Annotated in this window: 11 protein-coding genes; 9 read left to right on the forward strand and 2 right to left on the reverse strand. The window is 36.5% G+C overall.

Annotation, left to right across the window (positions count from 1 at the left end; genetic code table 11):
- Positions 1-572: 572 nt before the first annotated feature.
- The 7 genes from CACET_RS02450 to CACET_RS19335 all read left to right on the forward strand — a co-directional run bounded on the left by CACET_RS02450 (position 573) and on the right by CACET_RS19335 (position 7,953).
- Positions 573-956, forward strand: a complete 384-nt coding sequence (locus CACET_RS02450; protein WP_242846866.1) for a Lin0512 family protein — start codon at positions 573-575, stop codon at positions 954-956.
- Between the two features lie 12 nt (positions 957-968).
- Positions 969-1,955, forward strand: coding sequence for a pyruvate dehydrogenase (acetyl-transferring) E1 component subunit alpha (pdhA, locus tag CACET_RS02455; RefSeq protein ID WP_082058079.1), 987 nt, complete (start codon positions 969-971; stop codon positions 1,953-1,955).
- Positions 1,952-2,935: an alpha-ketoacid dehydrogenase subunit beta gene (locus CACET_RS02460; protein WP_044823126.1), complete on the forward strand. Its 984-nt coding sequence runs from the start codon at positions 1,952-1,954 to the stop codon at positions 2,933-2,935. Before pdhA ends, CACET_RS02460 begins: the two co-directional genes overlap by 4 nt.
- Positions 2,936-2,984: 49 nt before the next feature.
- Positions 2,985-3,980 carry an ATP-NAD kinase family protein gene (locus CACET_RS02465; protein WP_044823125.1) on the forward strand — a complete coding sequence of 332 codons (996 nt, stop codon included), beginning with the start codon at positions 2,985-2,987 and terminating at the stop codon, positions 3,978-3,980.
- 54 nt (positions 3,981-4,034) lie between these two features.
- Positions 4,035-5,339: a dihydrolipoamide acetyltransferase family protein gene (locus tag CACET_RS02470; RefSeq protein ID WP_044823124.1), complete on the forward strand. Its 1,305-nt coding sequence runs from the start codon at positions 4,035-4,037 to the stop codon at positions 5,337-5,339.
- A 23-nt stretch (positions 5,340-5,362) separates the two neighbouring features.
- Positions 5,363-6,751, forward strand: coding sequence for a dihydrolipoyl dehydrogenase (gene lpdA / locus CACET_RS02475; protein ID WP_044823123.1), 1,389 nt, complete (start codon positions 5,363-5,365; stop codon positions 6,749-6,751).
- A 158-nt stretch (positions 6,752-6,909) separates the two neighbouring features.
- A complete protein-coding gene (locus CACET_RS19335) occupies positions 6,910-7,953 on the forward strand; it encodes a PocR ligand-binding domain-containing protein (protein ID WP_052661208.1) in 1,044 nt (347 codons plus the stop codon).
- A 273-nt stretch (positions 7,954-8,226) separates the two neighbouring features.
- Here the strand turns inward: CACET_RS19335 and CACET_RS02485 are convergent, their stop codons facing one another.
- Positions 8,227-8,721 (reverse strand): YajQ family cyclic di-GMP-binding protein, encoded by a 495-nt coding sequence (locus tag CACET_RS02485; protein ID WP_044823122.1) that lies wholly within the window; start codon positions 8,719-8,721, stop codon positions 8,227-8,229.
- 376 nt (positions 8,722-9,097) lie between these two features.
- Here CACET_RS02485 and CACET_RS02490 point away from each other — a divergent pair, with 376 nt between their 5' ends.
- Entirely contained in the window at positions 9,098-11,542 is a 2,445-nt protein-coding gene (locus CACET_RS02490) for a sugar phosphate nucleotidyltransferase (RefSeq protein ID WP_242849925.1), read from the forward strand.
- A gap of 40 nt (positions 11,543-11,582) precedes the next feature.
- A complete protein-coding gene (locus CACET_RS02495) occupies positions 11,583-20,078 on the forward strand; it encodes a GH36-type glycosyl hydrolase domain-containing protein (protein WP_044823121.1) in 8,496 nt (2,831 codons plus the stop codon).
- Between the two features lie 65 nt (positions 20,079-20,143).
- Here the strand turns inward: CACET_RS02495 and CACET_RS02500 are convergent, their stop codons facing one another.
- Entirely contained in the window at positions 20,144-20,857 is a 714-nt protein-coding gene (locus CACET_RS02500; RefSeq protein ID WP_158385947.1) for a hypothetical protein, read from the reverse strand.
- Between the last annotated feature and the right edge of the window lie 7 nt (positions 20,858-20,864).

The raw sequence follows: 20,864 nt of genomic DNA on the forward strand, positions 1-20,864 counted from the left end.
TTTGCTTTATTTTTTTATTTTCAGAAACTAGATCTTCTGAGGATAAGGGATGAATGATAAAAACAATAGTTCTAAGAACTATTGTTTTTTTAGTGTCCTGAAATTGATGAGTGTTAGATATTCTAACAGTAGATATCTGGAGATGAAGAAATTCAATTGTTGCTAGTAAAGAGTGTAGTGAAAACTGTTAGAAAAACTAACAAAGTCTTTGCTTTTTAATAGTAACAACTATATTAATAAGACAGTTCTTATTTAAAAATTATTTTGTAAAATGCCATAAAGTTATGTATTGAAATTTAGATTTTAGATAGTTAAGACGTACAATTCCGTCTTGGCTAAAGAATATGGTCAAAAACTACAAATGCAGCATTTGGTATATTAAAGTTTATAAACGTATGCCTATAAAAATGTAAAAATATATTGAAACCTCTAGAGAAAGCGGCAGTTTTTATTAGGTCAGAGACATAGACAGCTCCATGGTTGATAAAAATTTCTAATAATAGCTTTGGTAATGGCACACTTATTGCTTTATTTATTAAAGGAAGGCTAAGAGAGTATTAGGAGGTGGCATGATGTGGAAGCGATATATCGTTGAGTTAGGCTGGGGAGCAGATCTGCATGGACAGGATGTAACAAAGGCGGCTGAAAGAGCTGTAAAGGATGCAATCTCTAAAAGCTGTCTTTGTGGTTTGAAAGAGATACTGGAAGTCGCAGATCTTAACGAAGTAGGTGTACATGTCACGATTGCTGCACCTTATCCAGAAAAAGTAGAGGCAGAAAAGGTGATAAAGGTTCTACCCATAGGTAAGAAGTCAATAGAAATCGTGAAGGGAGGGATGGAAGTACCAGGACTTTGTGTGGAGGAATTTGGAGATTTAAAAGATAGTATAGTGATTGCGAATGCATGCGTAGAAGTAAAGGTGTCTTGTGAAAACTCTATACCAGCTAAAAAATGAGGAGGGAATAATGTGAATTTATCTAACGACAAGGTTATTGAAATCTATAACCAAATGTTAAAAATAAGGAAATTTGAAGAAAAGGCTATGAAGCTTTTTGCGGAGGGGGAAATCCCTGGATTTGTTCATCTATATATTGGAGAAGAAGCTGTTGCCACAGGTGTTTGTGCCAACCTAACAGAGGCTGATTATATTACAAGTACCCATAGAGGCCATGGACATATTCTTGCTAAAGGTGGAAATTTAAAAGAAATGATGGCAGAACTTTATGGAAAAGCAACGGGATATTGCAAAGGAAAAGGCGGATCTATGCATATAGCAGATGCCACAAAGGGGATTTTAGGTGCCAACGGTATTGTAGGTGCTGGACACAATCTCGCTGTTGGGGCAGGGATTACAGCACAATATAACGGAACAGATCAAGTTTGTGTTTGCTTCTTTGGAGATGCTTCCACCAATCAGAGTACCTTTCACGAAGCATTAAATCTTGCAAGTATATGGAAACTTCCTGTGGTTTTTGTGTGTGAAAATAATTTATATGGTATTTCCATGAGTCAGTCTAGGCATCAAGCGATACAAGATGTATCCGATAGAGCAGTTGCCTATAACATGCCTGGAGTAACTGTCGATGGCAACGATGTATTTGCTGTTTATGAAGCAGCAAATGAAGCCATCAAAAGAGCTAGAAACGGTCAGGGACCTACTTTAGTAGAATGTAAAACCTATAGACACAGAGGTCATTTTGAAGGAGATCCTACCTCCTATCGGTCTTCTGAAGAATTAGCAGAATGGTTACAAAAGGACCCATTGGAGAGATTAGAAAAACATATGTTGGCCAATAAAGTAATCACGCCTGAGGCGTTAGAAGGATTAAACAAGGATGTGAATCAGCAGATAGCAGAGGCTGTAGAGTTTGCAGGCAACAGTCCATATCCTGCGCTAGAATCAGCGGTTGAGGATATTTATACAGATATCGTAGAGGAGGTTCGAGTTAGATGAGAAATATGACCTATGGTGAAGCAATAAGAGAAGGTATGAGGATCAAAATGAAAGAAGATCCAAAGGTATTTATTATGGGGGAAGACGTTGGTGCCTTTGGTGGATGCTTTGGTGTAACGGCTGGACTTTTTGAAGAGTTTGGAGAAAAAAGAGTAAAGGATACCCCGATATCAGAAGGTGTTATTATTGGTGGAGCTGTTGGTGCGGCAGCAACTGGACTTAGACCTATAGCCGAATTAATGTTTATTGACTTTTTAACGGTAGGGATGGATCAGATTGTAAATCAAGCAGCAAAAATGAGGTATATGTTTGGTGGAAAGATTACTGTGCCTATGGTTGTTAGACTGCCTGCTGGTGGTGGCGTTCAAGCAGCAGCCCAACATTCACAATCCCTTGAAGCATGGTTGACCCATGTGCCTGGATTAAAGGTAGTATATCCATCTACCCCACAGGATGCATTAGGGCTTATGCTAACTGCTATCGAAGATGATAATCCAGTGATGTATATAGAGCATAAGGCAATGTATGCTATGAAGGGTAATGTGGAGGATCAGGTGGCACCGATTCCTTTTGGAGTTGCTGATATAAAAAGAGAAGGTGAAGATGTCACAATAATTGCCTATGGGAAGATGCTCCATGAGGCTTTAAAAGCAGCGGAAGAGCTTGCCAAAGAAGGAATCGAAGTTGAAGTAATCGATCCAAGAACATTATATCCATTAGATCAAGAAACAATATTAAAATCCGTTGAAAAGACAAATAGAGTAGTTGTTGCTACAGAAGAAAACAAAAGAGGTGGCTATGGCGGGGAAATTGCAGCACTTATTGCTGAAAAAGCCTTTGATCATTTAGATGCTCCTATTGTCAGAGTAGGTGCATTAGATACCCCTATACCATTTACAGCTTGTCTTGAGAATTATGTACTTCCAAATTCTGTCGACATCATAAGAGCAGTAAAAAGCACTGTACATAGTGCTGTCTAAATCAATAGGGGGTAACTTATGTTACCCCCCTTTAAAAGGGTGGTAGGATATGTCGAGTATAGGGATCATTGCCAATCCTGTATCAGGTAAAGATATAAGAAGACTTGTTTCCCACGCAACTGTTGTGGATAACCATGAAAAAGTAAATATTGTTGAGCGAATTCTACTGGGGGCGCAGCAATGCGGTGTAAAAAACATCTATATTATGCCGGACTCCTTTAATATAGGTTATAAGGCAATAGACAACTTATCCTATTCAAGAGAACTGACCAGTAGCGTAGAAGTTTTATGTATGAAACTTAGTGCCAATGCAACAGATACTACATGTGCCGCAAAGATGATGGAAGATATGAAGATAGGTTGCCTGATTGTACTAGGTGGGGATGGCACCAATAGGGCAGCAGCGAAGGTGATAAAAGATACGCCACTGATCAGTATATCGACAGGCACCAATAATGTTTACCCTGAAATGATAGAGGGTACTGTAGCTGGAATAGCTGCAGCAGTAGCTGCTTCTGGAAAGTATGCTAAGGATAGCATATGTAAAAGAGATAAAAAAATTGAAATCTATAAAAACCAAGAATTAATAGATATTGCATTGGTGGATGCAGTACTATCAAAAAGTTTATTTGTTGGCTCCAAAGCAATTTGGGACATGGAGGATATGATAGAAATAATCGTATCGAAAGCGCATCCTGCGTCTATAGGTTTTTCCTCCATTGTGGGGTGTAAAAAAATCATAAGAGATGAAGATGATTTTGGTGCTTCTGTTAATTTAACAGAAGATAGATATAATATTCTTGCACCGATGGCGGCAGGGCTAGTAAAAAAAGTCTGCATGGGTGAACCGAAAATTTTAAAACTCAATAGAGTATACGTGTATGAAACAAAGTGTAATGGTATGATTGCGGTTGACGGTGAAAGAGAGATTCCCTTTAGAGAAAATGAAAAGATAACCTTTAAAATAACGAGGAATGGACCTCTTCGTGTAAATATAAAAAAGGCATTAGAAGATGCGCAGAAAGATGGTTTTTTTCTTAGATGACAATAAAAATGAAATTTTGTAAATAGAGGACTACAGTATAGAGGAGGATTAAACATGGCGAAAGTAGTAACAATGCCAAAACTGGGACTAACAATGACAGAAGGTAAATTGACAAAATGGTATAAAGCAGAGGGAGAAGAAATTCAAGCAGGAGAAGTATTTTTTGATGTTACCACCGACAAGCTTACTAACGAAGTAGAAGCCACAGAAAGCGGAATTGTGAGAAAACTACTGGTGAAGGAGGAAGATGTTGTAGAATGCTTAAAGCCAGTGGCTATCATTGCTGCTGTGGATGAAGATATATCTTCTTTAGTGACAGCGTCAGGAGGTACAAGGGATGAAGCAATTGACGTACAAATCAGTAATGAAAATATTGAAAAGGCTTCAGTTGATAAGGCAAAAGAGAGAAGACGAATAAAAGCTTCTCCAATAGCAAAAAAGTTAGCTGAGGAAAAAAATCTTGATCTTGAGCTTGTAACAGGAACAGGTCCTAATGGAAGAATCACATTGGAAGATGTAGAAAATTATATAAATAATCATGCAAAAAAGGTAAAAGCTTCTCCAATGGCTGAAAAAACCGCAGGTGCTTTTGGTATAGATTTATGTGAGATTAAAAAGGATTCAAGAATTATGAAGGAAGATGTGTATAATTATCTAAGGGATAAGGCACAGGTCCAAGGAAATCTGATAGAAACAAGAATCCCAATGAACCAGATGAGACAAATTATTGCCAATAGGATGTCTGAAAGTTGGAAGGTATCACCGGCTGTAACCTTTGACATAAAAGTAGATGTTACCAGGTTAAAAGAAATTAGAAATTGGTTGAAGAGTACCTGTAAGGTTACATTTACAGACCTATTGGTTAAAATTATTGCAACAACTCTGTTGGAATTTCCATACTTAAACAGCAGAATCGAAAATGATGAGATTATTACACGCAATTATGCTAATATTGGTGTTGCTGTTGCTTTAGAAGGTGGTCTTGTTGTACCCGTCGTTAAATATGCCAATGAAAAAGGGCTAAGGCAGATTTCAGGTGAAGTAAAAGAATTGGCGGAAAAAGCAAGGAATAATGCGTTAAACCAGGAAGATATGACAGAAGGAACTTTTACGATTACCAACCTTGGGATGTACGGTATAGAGTCCTTTTCCCCAATTATTAATCAGCCGGAGGTAGCTATTTTAGGTGTCAATACCATCACCGAAACATCTGTTGTGGTCAATGGGGAGATTGTGATTAAACCATTGATGAACTTAAGTCTTACGGCAGACCACAGAGTAGTAGATGGAGCGATAGCTGCACAATTTTTAGCAAAGGTAAAAGAATATATTGAGAAGCCAGAGATGTTATTACTATAGAAAATTTTATAGGGGGTTAAAAAATGAAAGTTGTTGTCATTGGAGGAGGACCTGGAGGATATGTAGCAGCCATCAGGGCGGCACAGCTAGGGGCAGAAGTTACACTTGTAGAGAAGAAATACATAGGGGGAACCTGTTTAAATGTTGGTTGTATCCCTACAAAGGTGCTGCTTCACACTGCTGAATTATATACTACTTTAGAAAAAGAATCGAAGAAACTAGGGATACAAATTGAAAAACTTGATATTGATTGGAAAAAACTTCAACAGAGAAAAAAGACAGTAGTGAGTCAATTAATCGGTGGAATAAATATGCTTTTAAAATCCAATAAGGTTAAGGTGATAATGGGTGAAGCATCTTTTTTAAATGAGAATCAGTTAGAGGTTCAACTGGAGGAAGGAAAGAAAGCAGCAGTAGATTTTGATTATGCAATTATTGCTACAGGTTCAAAGCCCTTGATCCTTCCAATACCAGGAGCTGACTTAGAAGGGGTGATTACAAGTGATGAAGCCCTTTCTTTAGAAGAGATCCCTAAGAGTATGCTGGTGATAGGCGGCGGTGTTATAGGAAGCGAATTTGCCAGCATTTATAGCAGTATGGGAACAAAGGTAACAATCGTTGAGGCTCTTCCAAATATTGTAGCTGCAATGGATCAGGAGGTCACTGATTATCTTGTGAAAGCATTGAAAAAAGCTAGAGTGGATATTCATACAGATACAAAAGTAGAAGGGATTGAAAAAACTAAAACAGGTCTAAGGGTGAAGACAGTATCTAAAGAAGGAAGCAAATCCTTTGAAGTAGAAAAAGTTCTTTTATCTATAGGAAGAAAGCCTGTGACTGAAAACATGGGGTTAGAAAAAATTGGCGTGAAATTAAATAAAGACAAAATCATTACAAACAAAAAATTTCAAACAAACATCAATAATATTTATGGGATTGGAGATTGCAGAGGAGAAATCATGCTGGCACATGTGGCTTCAGCAGAAGGAATCGTTGCTGTTGAAGGCATTATGGGAAAAACTTCGAAAATTGATTTTAAAACAATTCCTTATGCAGTATATACCAAACCAGAATTAGCAGCGGTGGGTATGACAGAAAAGCAGGCGAAGGAGAAGGGATATGAAACCAAAACAGGAAAATTCCCTTTATATGCTAATGGTAAGTCTTTAATTATGGGGGAAGCTAATGGCTTGGTAAAATATGTCGTAGATGCAAAAACGGAAGAGATTTTAGGGCTTCATATGGCAGGACCGAGGGCAACAGAATTGATTGTGGAAGGCGCACTTGCACTAAGACTAGAAGCCACTATTGAAGAAATAGCAACAACAATACATGCACACCCTACAGTAGGAGAATCCCTTCATGAAGCAGTTCACGCTGTTCATAATATGGCCATTCATTTACCTAAGTAAAACTGTATTAAAACCTACACAGCCCATAGTGCCATACTATGGGCTTAAATTATTTTAAGTAAAATGATAGGCAGGATATTCAGTGTAAATGGAGAATAATTACAAATAAAGTTTCGTATTATTGTTATAAAAAAACAATTATTTCAGGGGGGTTCAGCATGACATATAAGTTTGCTGATTTTGTTGATATTTCTAAAATCCAGGAACTGACAAATCTTTTTTACAAAGCGACGGGTATTCTTACTGGGATTCTTGACCTAGAAGGAAATATTTTAACCGCTTCGGGCTGGAATGAGATTTGTACGAAATTTCATCGGACCAATTCAAAGGCAAGAGATAAATGTATTGAGAGCGATACCTATATTCATAAAGTATTAGTGGAGAATAAAAATTATAAAATTTATCAATGTCAAAACGGACTAATTGATGCGGTAGCCCCTGTAATTGTGCAAGAAGAACATATTGCAAACGTATTCACTGGCCAACTCTTATTAGGTAAGCCGGATTTAGATTTCTTTATTAAACAAGCTAGAGAATTTGGATTCGATGAATCTGAGTATGTAAGAGCACTATTAGAAATTCCAATCATTGAAGAAAAAAGATTGAAGCATATTATGGCTTATCTTTGCTGTTTTGCAGAAATACTAGGGGAAATGGGGATGAAGGAACTGAAAATTCTGGAATCACAAGCAGAAATTCATACGGCAAATGAAGACTTAGAGAATTCTCAGAAAATACTAATAGCTACCCTAGAAGAATTGAGGGATCAATATGATAAATTGCAGGAAAAGGAAAATTTCGCAAGAGAAAGTGAAAAGCGTTGGAAATATGCTATTGAAGGAACTGGTCTGATCGTTTGGGACTGGAATATAAACCATAACGAAGTTTACTTTTCAAAAGCTTATAAAAGTTTGCTGGGATTTGAAGCAAATGAGTTTATTGGGGATACCAAAGAATATATAAATAGAATTCATCCAGAGGATCGTAAAGATGTTTTGAGGGAAATGAGAAAATATTTAGATGGAGATATCCTGTTTTATCACAGTGGGTACCGTATAAAAGATAAAGAAGGTAATTACAAATGGATTGTCTCAAAGGGACGGGTTATGGAAAGAGACCAAGAAAATAAACCTACAAGAATGGTGGGTACTCTTACAGATGTTACGATGCGTTTTCAAAAATCTCAAAAGATACCTAAATAAGAATTTGTTTTAATAGACAAATCTGTAGGTAGTTAATTTAAAAGTCAGCGTATCTTTGCTTTTTAAAAGATACGCTGACTTTTTCTCAATACATATGTACTGAAGTAAAAATTCAGTTATAAACCATAGGGGCTTACACCTATATAATGATATTAATGACAATAGCATCAAGGGATTTTCATCTTTTTGATAGTATGTAAAAAATAACATTTGATAAGATAAATAAAAGACTCGATAGTTTTACAAAAAATACTTGGTAATCTCTTTATAAAGCTATCTGTAGTTAGTAAATTGCAGGTTCATAGGTAAATCAGCATTTTTCAAAGCTTGAATTACAGCTTGAAGATCGTCTCTGTTTTTGCCAGATACTCGAACAACATCTCCTTGAACAGATGCTTGTACCTTTACTTTTAAGCCTTTAATCAATGTAGTGATCTTTTTAGCCTCTTCTTGACTAATTCCCTGCTTAATTTTGATTACTTGCTTCATTCTTCCACCTAAAGAACTTTCAGGCTTCTTGTAATCTAAAGCTTTAAGGGATACATTTCTTTTAGCAAGTTTACTTTGAAAGATATCTACTACGTTTCTAAGTTTAAAGTCATCAGATGTAACAATAACAACTTCATCATCATTTTTTTCAACAGTAGTATTACTTCCTTTAAAGTCAAATCTTTGAGCAATTTCCTTTTCTGTCTGGGTGAGGGCATTTGTAACTTCTTGCATATCAACCTCAGAGACAATATCAAAAGAACTATCTTTTGCTGCCATAGTTATCACTCCATTTCAACATCTTTTACCAATATTATAGCCATATTACCATAAAAAAACAAGTGTAAGCTTTAGCGAAAGCCCTATTGAAGCAAAGTTAAGGGGAGAATTAGCAGCTAAAATATAAAAATTAGCTTTATTTTTTAAAAAAGTATACATATTGTTCAAAAAAAAAGAAAAAAATATCTAAGAAAATATAGGCAGTAACACAGTAATTGATCAACGAAAGGATATAATCTAAAAGTTTTGTAAAACTTTAAAAGGTCAAGACGATTGAAGTCTTTTTTTTTATGAATAGAAATGAAGCCTTCTCACAAAATAACTATAAATAGAAAAAATATTAAAGAATGGAGTGATTATCATAAAAGCTATTATAATGGCAGGCGGAAAAGGAACGAGACTTAAGCCTCTTACGTGTAGTATGCCAAAGCCAATGGTTCCTATTTTAAATAAACCTACCATGGAGTATACGATTCAATTGCTCAAACAGCATGAAATAAAAGATATTGCCGTGACGATTGCCCATCTCCCCACAGTTATAACCGATTACTTTGCTACAGGAAAAAAATGGGGTGTTAACCTAGAATACTTCATTGAAGATGTTCCATTAGGAACGGGTGGCAGTGTAAAAAATGCTGAAAACTTTATTGACGATACCTTTATTGTATTGAGTGGTGATTCATTAACAGATATAAACATTGAAAAAGCCTTAGCTTTTCATAAAAGCAGGCAATCTAAGGCAACTTTAATTTTAAAAAATGAGCCTGTACCCATAGAATATGGTGTTGTTATTACAAATGCTGATGGAAAAGTTACTAGATTTCTTGAGAAGCCTAGTTGGGGAGAAGTTTTTAGTAATACGATTAATACGGGGATGTATATTTTAGAACCTGAAGTGCTTCAATATTATCAAAAAGGTGAAAACTTTGATTTTAGTAAGGATCTTTTCCCAAAATTACTGGCGGATGAGATACCTATGTATGGGTATATTACTGAAGATTATTGGTCGGATGTAGGGGCATTAAACTCTTATACGCAGACTCATTTCGATATATTAGAGGGCAAGGTAAATATTGAAATAGACGGTCATCAAATAGAGGATGGCATATGGATTGGTGAAGGAACACAGCTAAGCAGCCAAGTAATCTTAAATTCGCCAGTATACATAGGGAAAAACTGTATTCTACAAGAAGGAAGTAAGTTAGATGCCTATACTGTTATAGGGGATTATTCTACCATCAGTAAAGATGTATCTATAAAGAGAAGTATTATTTGGAGCCATTCTAAGATAGGAAAAGATACCCACTGTAGAGGTGCTGTTATATGCAATAATGTTGAAACAAAAAAAAATGTAGAAATCTATGAGAATGCTGTTATTGGCGAAGGAAGTCAGTTAGCAGAGGGCGTAATTGTCAAACCTGATATTAAGCTTTGGCCCCATAAAAAAATTGATGAGAACACCATCGTCAATCAAAATTTGGTGTGGGGAACAAAGGCTTCTAAAACCATTTTTGGTTACAAAGATGTTTCAGGACAAATTAATATTGAAATAAGTCCGGAGTTTGCTTCAAGACTAGGTACCGCCTTTGCTTCTTCTTTGAAGGAGGAAAGTACAATCATCATAAGCAGTGATTCCTTCCATGCAAGCCATCTTATTAAGAATGCTTTAATGACGGGCATAGCTTCGACCGGGGCGGGGGTTATGGATATAGGCAGTGTCGTTATGCCAGCAAACCGTTTTGCAGTTAGACATTTTAAAGGCAATGGCGGGGTTCATGTAAGGATGGATTATACAGATCATAATTTAGTACATATTGAACTGGTAGATAAAAACGGTGCTAATATTCAAAGAGCAGCAGAAAGAGAAATAGAGAATCTGTTTAATCGAGAAGATTTTAAGCGATGTAATGCAGATCAAATTAAGTCAGTAATTCATATAGAAAATTTCAAAGATTTTTATATAAGCAATGGCATGAAGTTGCTAAAAAATATTTCTGATTTAAAAAGAAAAGCCCCCACAATACTCATAAGCTGTAAATCTGAGGCAATACAACAATTGACATCAGAATTTTTAAGAAGTATAGGCTGTGGTGTACAGGAAGACTACAGAATAAAAGGATTTGCAAAAGCAAAGGATTATTTGATGGATATGAAACAGCAAGTGGTGATGGGAAATGTAGATTTAGGGGCAATGATTACCGAAGATGGAGAAAAACTTATCTTAATAGATAAGCAGGGAAGAGTGATTCAACAGGAAAAGTATGATGCTCTGACGGCAATGATGCTACTGAAGGAAGGAAATAAAAATAAGCTTATTTTGCCCTACACTTCTCCCTATATGATTGAAAAAATGGCCAAAGATCATAATGTAGAAGTGATGCGTGTAAAGTCTAACCCAGCAAGTATTATGAATGCTATGTTAAGTACTGAAGAGCAGGGAATATCCCAATATATATTAAGTTACAATGCTACTTGGGCTATAGGTATGATTCTAGATTTTTTAGTGGAAAGAAATATGGTTTTAGAAGACTTAGTAAATGAGATGCCTGATCTATACTATATCAAGGAAAAAATTCCTTGTGATTGGCAGGACAAGGGTAGAGTAATTCGTCAATTGGTGGAGGACAACGAAAGTCAAAATATCGAATTGTTTGAGGGAGTAAAAATAAAGGATGAAAGAGGTTGGGCATTGATTTTGCCAGATAGTGAAAAACCACTATTTAATATTTATACTGAAGGATTTTCTGAAGAATATGCACAAGAACTTTCCCTATTCTTTCGCGAAAAAGTGAAGGAATTATTGAAAAATCAAGGGCAATAATGCCTTTGATTTTCTTGAAAACAAAGGAGATGAAATACATATGTTTCTTAACACAAATAATGGAAAAAGTGAGGATCATAAAAATATATATCTAAAGGATATATTATTAACTCCAGAGGAACTAGAGAAGCATGCAAAAAAGATTGCCAAAAACCATACTGTATTTCATGAAAGTAGATCCTTAAAACATTTGGTGAAGAGATTAGATGAAAACTTTGAGCAAATTACCTTTATATATAAGAGTTTTAATGAGGCCTTAAAACATAAACAAGATTTATCTCCTGCTTCTGAGTGGCTTCTTGATAACTTTTATAAAGTGGAGGAACAAGTAAAAGAAGTAAGACAAAACCTACATAAAGAAAAATTCTTAAAACTTGATACACTGAATAATGGTTTTCTAAAGGGATTTCCAAGAACCTATGCTATTGCTCTAGAATTCGTTGCTCACACGGAAGGAAAATTAGAGGAAAAACTGTTAATGAATTATATTGAGTCTTATCAATCTCAAAGGGTTTTGAAAATCGCTGAGATTTGGTCTCTATCCCTAATGACTCGATGTGCTTTGATCGAAAATATTAGAAGGATTTCTGAAAAAATCTATCATAATCATATAGAATGGGAAAAAGCTGAAAAGGTTGTAGGGTTATCGGAAAAAGAAATTTTACTTGCAGTGAAGGAAAATATTGAGATAGATGGCAGAGGCAATGCTTCTTATGTGGAGCATTTGTTAAGGGTTTTAAGAAGAGAAGGTGTGGAGACGGGGGAAATCATCACCTATCTTGAAAAGAAATTAAAAGATTATAATACCTCTATAAAGGGATTAATTGAAGAAGAACATAGAGAACAGGCAGCAAAAAAAATAGCCATAGGAAACTCTATTACCAGTTTAAATGTTGTTGCTACAATAGACTGGAATGATATTTTTGAAAGTTTGAGTGTGGTAGAAGAAGTTTTAAAGGATGATCCTGCTGGCGTTTATCCTAAATTAGACTTTGATTCTCGAGACTATTATAGGAGTCATGTTGAAAAAATAGCTAAAAAACTAAAGGAACCAGAAACTAGAGTAGCAAGAAAGGCTGTGGAATGTAGTGAAGATGCCAGTCAAACTTATGATGGGGATAAAAGAAAGCATGTAGGATTTTATCTGTTGGATGAGGGAAGAAAAACACTATTTGAGAGTTTAGGTCATGCAGCAGAAAAGGACACTTTCAAAAATAAACCGCTATCCACCTACTTGTTACCTATATCCCTTATTACCGCCTGTATTCTTTTGGCAGCTATTGCCTATAGCTTACGGTTTAGCACAAATGTAGGGGTGCTAATTTTAGCAGGGTTGGTTGTTCTTATTCCCGCCAGCGATATTGCTGTTACCTTCACAAACTGGCTTTTAACACATATGTTTCCTCCTACTCTTCTACCTAGGATTGAGTACAGAGAGGGAATGACAAGTGAGGTTGCCACGCTTGTGGTAGTTCCAACCCTGCTTCCTAATAAAGAAAGAGTAAAGGAAATCATGAGCCAGTTAGAGGTATTTTATCTTGCTAACAAAGAAGATCATCTCTACTTTGCTTTGGCGGGAGATTATAAAGATACCGACCGAATGGAGTTACCAGAGGATCAAGGAATCATTGACGCAGGAATAGCAGCAGCTGAGAAGTTAAATAAAAAGTATGGAAAAGATATTTTTTATTTCTTTCATAGAAAAAGAGAATTTTGTGAGAAACAAAAGAAATGGATGGGATGGGAAAGGAAAAGAGGTGCTCTTGTTGAACTGAATGAACTAATAAAAGGTTCGAAGGAGACATCCTATAAGATTATATCAGGAAATACCGCAAACTTAAGGGAAATCAAATATGTCATTACCATTGATGCAGACACACAGTTGCCTATAGATGCGGCAAAAAAACTGATTGGTATAGCTAGCCATCCATTACACAAACCCATTGTTGATGAAGAAAAAGGAATTGTTGTTGAGGGCTATGGTCTCATACAGCCTAGAATTGGTGTAAATATAGAAAGTACAAACACCTCTTTTTTTACCAAGGTATTTGCAGGGCAAGGAGGAATAGATGCTTACACTGTGGCTAATTCAGATGTTTATCAGGATTTATTTGGAAGAGGAATTTTTACAGGGAAGGGCATCTATCATATAGATACTTTTACTAGCGTTTTAGAGGAAGCTATTCCAGATCATACCGTATTGAGCCATGACTTATTAGAGGGTAGTTACGTAAGGACTGGCTTAGCCACTGATTTTGAATTGATTGACAATTATCCCTCTAAGTATAGTGCTTATATTATGAGATTACACCGATGGGTACGAGGAGACTGGCAGCTTATAAGATGGTTATTCCCCACAGTCAAAAACAGAAGAGGAGAAACTGTAAAAAACCCTCTTAGCCCTTTATCTAAATGGCAAATTGTAGATAACCTGAGAAGAAGTCTTGTGCCTATAGCTTTGCTGTTTTTATTGGCTTTAGGTATGATGGTATTTCCAGGAGCAGCAATTTTTTGGATAGGCATTGGACTGCTTACGATTGCCTTTCCCTTATTAATTAGTCTTTACAACTATCTAAGAGAACAGCATTATAAAGCCATCAACGAAAGGTTAAATGCTGACTTAATTGTGGGATTAAAAGCCAGTCTGTATCAAGCGCTATTAACATTGATTTTTTTGCCTTATCAGGCATATATGATGGGGGATGCTATTGTTCGTACCCTGTATCGTGTTTATATTTCAAAGGAAAATTTATTGGAATGGGTTACTGCAGCTGATGTGGAAAAAAATTTAAAAAATGATCAAAAAAGTTCTATAAAAAGGATGCAAAGCTCTATTCTTATTGCAGGAATAGTTTTCCTTGGGACTTTGTATGCCAATCCTTATTATTTAGTGTATGCTATTCCCCTAGGTATTTTATGGATTGCGGCACCATTTATTGCTTTTGAGATTAGCAAAGAAATAGAGAAAGAGGAAGAAAAATTAGAAGAAAAGGAAGTCCAACAATTACGCAGAATTGCAAGAAAAACCTGGGCGTATTATGAAGATTTTGCAGGAGAAGAAAATAATTATCTTCCACCAGACAATTACCAGGTTTTTCCTCCAAATGAACTGGCCTATAGGACTTCTCCAACAAACATTGGTTTTCTCTTAATGTCGATTCTGTCTGCAAGAGATTTTGGTTATTTATCTACAGGAGACATGATTGATCGTATTGATAAGACCATGACAACGATAGAGAGAATGGACACCTGGAAAGGTCATCTTTATAATTGGTATGATACAAGAACCCTAGAGGTTTTAAGACCCTATTATATATCTACTGTAGATAGCGGCAACTTCATCAGCTATTTAATTACAGTAAAGGAGGGGCTAAAGGAGTACTTAGAAAAACCTCTTATAGATAAAAAAATCCTACAGGGTTTAGTAGATACCCTGCTGTTGGTAGAAAGTACAGATAGGTATTCCCTAAAAGAACTATTAAAAAGCGAAACTGTAGACTTAAATGAATTTATAGAGAAGATTGAAATGCTTCATGCAACCCAAGAAATAGGAGAGTCCGGTTGGAAACGAAGATTTGATGATACGGTAAATAGTTTTAGAAAAGAGTTAAAAATCTTTTTTCCTTCAAAAGACATGTTAAGCAGTCGACGAAAACTATCAAATCTAGGGGACCTGTCTTTGCTGGAGTTAAGGGAAACCTATGCAAATATACTTTCTAAAACAAAGAATAAGAAAGAAGATGAACTTGCTAAGGAACTGCTGGAAAAAGTACGTCATATAGAGAGTGCCATTAATAAAGTAAATGGTTTGATAAAAAGAATGACAGATGTAATAGATGCAGCAGAGTTTGTACATTTATATGATCCTAAAAGACATCTGTTTTCTATTGGATACAGTGTTGATGAAGAGAGACTTACCAACGCTTATTATGACCTATTGGCTTCGGAAGTAAGAACAACCAGTTACTTAGCGATAGCTAGAAAAGAAGTGCCTAAAAAACACTGGTTTAAGCTTGGAAGGGCTATGTCTATCATTGAGGGACACAGAGGTCTGGTGTCTTGGACAGGAACAATGTTTGAGTATTTTATGCCCTACTTGGTAATGAAAAACTATGAAAACACATTGATCGAGGAGAGCTATGCCACTGCTGTAAAAGCACAAAAACTCTACTGTCAACAAAGAAAAGTTCCTTGGGGTATCTCTGAATCTGGATATTATGCCTTTGACATGGCCCTAAACTATCAGTATAAAGCCTTCGGTATACCAGATTTAGGTCTAAAGAGGGGATTAGCAAAGGATATGGTAATCTCGCCGTACTCTACTTTTCTAGCCCTGCCCTTTGCACCGAAGGAGGCTATGGAGAATATTCACGAATTAATCAAAGAAGATTTAGAGGCAGAGTATGGTTTCTATGAGGCAAAGGATTATACACCAAGGAAAGTAACAGAAAGTAAAAATGGCGAGGTTGTAAAAAGCTTTATGGCCCATCACCAAGGTATGATTTTTGCCTCCTTAGACAACTTTTTAAATAACAATATTATGCAGGAAAGATTTCATCGAGATCCTGTTGTTCGAGCAGGAGAAATACTGTTACAGGAACGTATTCCATTGAGAATGATCATTACGAAACAATATAAAGAATCGGTGGAGCCTTTAAAGAAAGAAGAGAGAAGCTACGAAAGAATGGTGGCTACCTATAGTATGCCAGAAAACACCTTACCTAAATGTCATCTCCTATCCAATGGCAGGTATTCGGTGATGCTTACCAATATTGGAACTGGTTACAGCAAAATGGAAAAGTTACAGGTCACCAGATGGAGGGAAGATGCAATCCATGGAAAGGATGGCACACATATTTTTATTCACAACCTTAATAGTAATAAGCTATGGACAACATCCAAGGAGCCTATTGTCTCAGAGCCAGACGAGTATAAGGTGAAGTTTCTTCAAGACAAGGTATCCTTCCTTCGCACTGATGAAGGTATAGACACCCATACAGAAGTTGTTGTATCTCCAGAGGATGATGTAGAGATCAGAAAAGTTACATTGACCAACCATGGAAATGAAACAACCAACATAGAGGTCACTAGTTATTTTGAAACAGTCTTGACATACCAGGCAGCGGACGTTGCTCACCCTGCCTTCAGTAATCTTTTTGTGAGAACAGAGGTATTACCTGAGTATGATGGATTGATCGCCTCTAGAAGACCAAGGGAACATGGTCAGGAAACCAAATGGATTTTCCATGCTGTCACTGTAGACGGCGAAACTATGGGGGGACTTGAATATGAAACCAACAGGGGGGCTTTTATAGGTAGAGGCAGGAATATCACCAATGCTATTGGGCTGAAACAACCGCTAAGCGGCACAGCAGGGATTGTTCTTGATCCCATCATGAGTTTAAGAAAAACCGTAAAAGTGCCAGCAGGTAAATCTGTTACTATCTCCTTTATTACAGGTATTCACAATACTAAGGAGGAAGTCATCAAACTAGTAAAAAAGTACAGAGATTATGCCGCTTTGCAACGTTCTTTCCAATTGGCGATTACTAGAAGTCAAGTAGAAGCCAGCTACTTAAACTTAAAATCAGCGGAGATGAAGCTTTATCAAGAAATGATTTCCTCCATTATTTACTTGAGTCCTATAAGAAGAAAGTACGAGAATGTACTAAAGGAGAATACCAAAGCTCAGTCTAGCCTTTGGGCTTATGGTATATCAGGGGATTTACCTATTGTGTTAGCAACAATTAAAAGTGCAGAGGATATTGATACCATCAACCAGCTGCTAAAAGCACACGAATATTGGAGAGTGAAGGGTTTAAGTGTGGATCTTGTTATATTAAATGAAGATGAGAGTAATTATCTACAACCGTTACAACAGCTAATTCACGATAGGGTTTTTGCAAGTCAGGGGAGATACTTATTGGATCAACCAGGAGGTATTTTTATCCGTAGTGCCGATGTGATACCTCAAGAGGATCAGGTCCTCTTGTATGCTGTAGCTAGAATCGTTATCAAGGCAGAAGCTGGTTTTCTCCAAAATCAATTAGAATTTCTGCAAGAAGATGCTGTAGAAAAGGTGAAAGTTTTTACTAAAGAAAAACAGCAATATTTAAGTAAAGACGAAATCTTAGATTTAGATTACTACAATGGCTACGGAGGATTTAGCAAGGATGGAAGGCAGTATATTATTAGGCTGAAGGAAAACCTCTATACGCCTGCTCCTTGGATTAATGTTGTAGCCAACAAAGATTTTGGTTTTACTGTTTCAGAAAGAGGCTCTAGTTTTACCTGGGGAGAAAACAGTAGAGAAAATAAGCTAACTCCTTGGTCCAATGATCCTGTTTCTGATCCCTCTGGAGAGATTGTCTACCTAAGAGATGAGGAAACTGGGGAAGTCTGGTCCATCACTGCTTCTCCTATCAGGGAAAAGGAGAGCTATACAATTGCCCATGGATTAGGTTACTCAACCTTCCAACATCATAGCCAAGGGATCTTACAAGAACTGACGATGTTTGTTCCCAAGGAGGATACTGTAAAAATAAACCTAATAAAATTAAAAAATAACAGTAATACCAACAGAAAATTGACACTAACCTACTATTTAAGACCAGTGATGGGGGTCAGTGATCAAGTGACGCAGCAGCATATCGTGACACAAAAAGATGAAAACACAGATACAGTGCTTATAAGAAATCCATATAATTCTGACTTCCCAGGTAGAATAGCTTTTGCAACTGTTTCAGAGAAGATAGGCTCTTATACCTGTGACCGACAAGAATTTATAGGTTTCGAAGGAAGTTTAAGTGACCCTGCTGCATTGAAAAGAGAAGGATTTTCTAATAAAGCAGGGGCAGGATATGATCCTTGTGTGGCTCTCCAAGTAATAGTAAACCTTCAGGCAAACGCAGAAAGAGAAATAGTATGCTTGTTTGGTCAAAGTGAAAATATCGAAGAAATCAATAGAATGGTCAATCAATATAAAAATATCAACAACAGCAAAAATGCTTTGGAGGAAGTAAAAAACTATTGGTTGGAGTTGGTGGATACAATTCAAGTAAAAACCCCAGATCTATCCATGAATCTGATGTTAAATCAATGGCTTCTATATCAAACCATATCCTGTAGAATATGGGCAAGATCTGCTTTTTATCAGTCAGGAGGAGCTTACGGGTTTAGAGATCAGCTTCAAGATGCAATGAATATGGTATATCCTTTAGCGGAAGCTACAAGAGAACAAATTTTATTACATTGTGCCCATCAGTTTGTAGAGGGAGATGTACAACACTGGTGGCATCCAGGTGCAGGGGACAAAGGAATACGAACTCGCTTTTCTGACGATTTATTATGGTTGCCCTTTGCTGTAGTAGAATATCTTCATAATACAGGGGACTACAGTATCTTAGAGGAGGAAGTACAGTTCTTAGAGGAAGAACCTTTAAGAGAGCATGAGGATGAAAGATATGGCATACCGAGAATTTCAGAAGAAAAAGCCTCTGTATATGAACACTGTATTAGAGCTATTGAAAGAGGTTTGCAATTTGGAGAAAATGGCATACCTTTAATGGGTTCTGGTGACTGGAACGATGGTATGAATACAGTTGGCAACAAAGGAAAAGGTGAAAGTGTATGGCTAGGTTGGTTTTTATACACCATCCTAAATGGATTTGCTGAAGTCTGTAATAGGATGCAGGAAGAAGAGCGAAGTAAGAGATATATAGACTTTGCTAAAAAGATTGCAGAAGCTATAGAAAAAAATGCTTGGGACGGAGGATGGTATATCCGAGCCTTTTACGATGATGGAAGTCCATTAGGTTCTTCACAAAACACTGAGTGTAAAATTGATTCTTTGGCTCAGTCCTGGTCCATTATTTCTGAAGGCGGCAGAGAGGACCGAAGCAAGAAGGCTATGGAGGCTGTAGAACAATACTTAGTGAAGAAGGATGAAGGGTTAATCCTTCTCTTTACGCCACCTTTTGATAAAAGTGAACAAAATCCTGGTTACATCAAAGGTTATGTTCCTGGGGTAAGAGAAAATGGTGGTCAGTATACCCATGCAGCCACTTGGGTAATTAAAGCCTTCGCCATGGCAGGAGAAGGTGATAAGGCTTGGGAGCTTTTTAATCTTATTAATCCCATCAATCACACCAGAACCTCTCTTGAGTGTGCCACCTATAAACTAGAGCCCTATGTGATGGCGGCAGACGTATATGCTGTCAGTCCTCATACTGGCAGAGGTGGATGGAGCTGGTATACCGGGGTTTCGGGATGGATGTATAAGGTTGGTGTAGAGTCTATACTAGGTCTTAAAAAGAATGAAGACAAACTATTTATTGATCCATGTATACCGAAGGATTGGCAGCAATATGAGATGAGATATAGGTATAAAAACACCTACTACCATATCACTGTAAAGAATCCTAATGGAACAAATCATCAGGTGAAGGAAATTCAACTGGATGGCATTAAAGTGCAGGAGGAATACATCCTTTTAGTAGACGATCAGAAGGAGCATAAAGTTGAGGTAATGTTATAAATTTCAATGACCACTATCACTATAGTGGTCATTTTTCTAATGGTTCCACAGGAAACATTTGGAGTCTAAATTTTATAGTGCAGTACCATAAAAATATTGCCACGAATTTCTCTAACCAATATAAAGTGTTCAAACATTTTTTTAAGAATCGTAATCATTTCACCTTTTGAAAGTTTTGATTGAATTTCATTTGCAATTTCATAAACATCCACATCCCCTTTGTACCAATTGAAGCTTTGTAATTTATAGGATTGTACATCATTCAGCAAAGCAAGGGGTATGGTTGCAAAAATATTACCACCAGAAACCTCATGGGCTTGCCAGAACTTATTGTGGAGATCAAATACACCACTTGATTTTAAGTCAGAAGTCCGCATCATAGAAAATCTCTCTAAATAATCACCATCATAATAGTTTTTTGTGGTGACAGGTTTATATAAAAAGGTTTCTTCTGCGATTTTTTCCATTTTCATATTTAGATCGCTGACTTGTGATGTACCTTCTTTACGATTTTTCATGCTCAGTAAATGATTTTTGTAAGCGGCAGCAGCTGCTGCTAATTCTTCCAATAAGCCTATATCTGAGTCGGTATATGTATTTTCTTCTAAAGCCTTTGCAATACTTTTGATCTTATAAAGTTCCTTATGCAAATCAGCCACCATCCCTGATAAGAATAAATTCATAGTTCTATTATAGTATAGATTTGAGAATAAAAAAACAAATTCCATAGCATAAATAGACATATTTTTTAAAAATAAGACAATAAAGAGCATTATCACAAAGAAG

It is taken from the genome of Clostridium aceticum (assembly GCF_001042715.1).
In the GTDB taxonomy this organism is placed as follows: Bacteria; Bacillota; Clostridia; order Peptostreptococcales; family Natronincolaceae; genus Andreesenella; species Andreesenella acetica.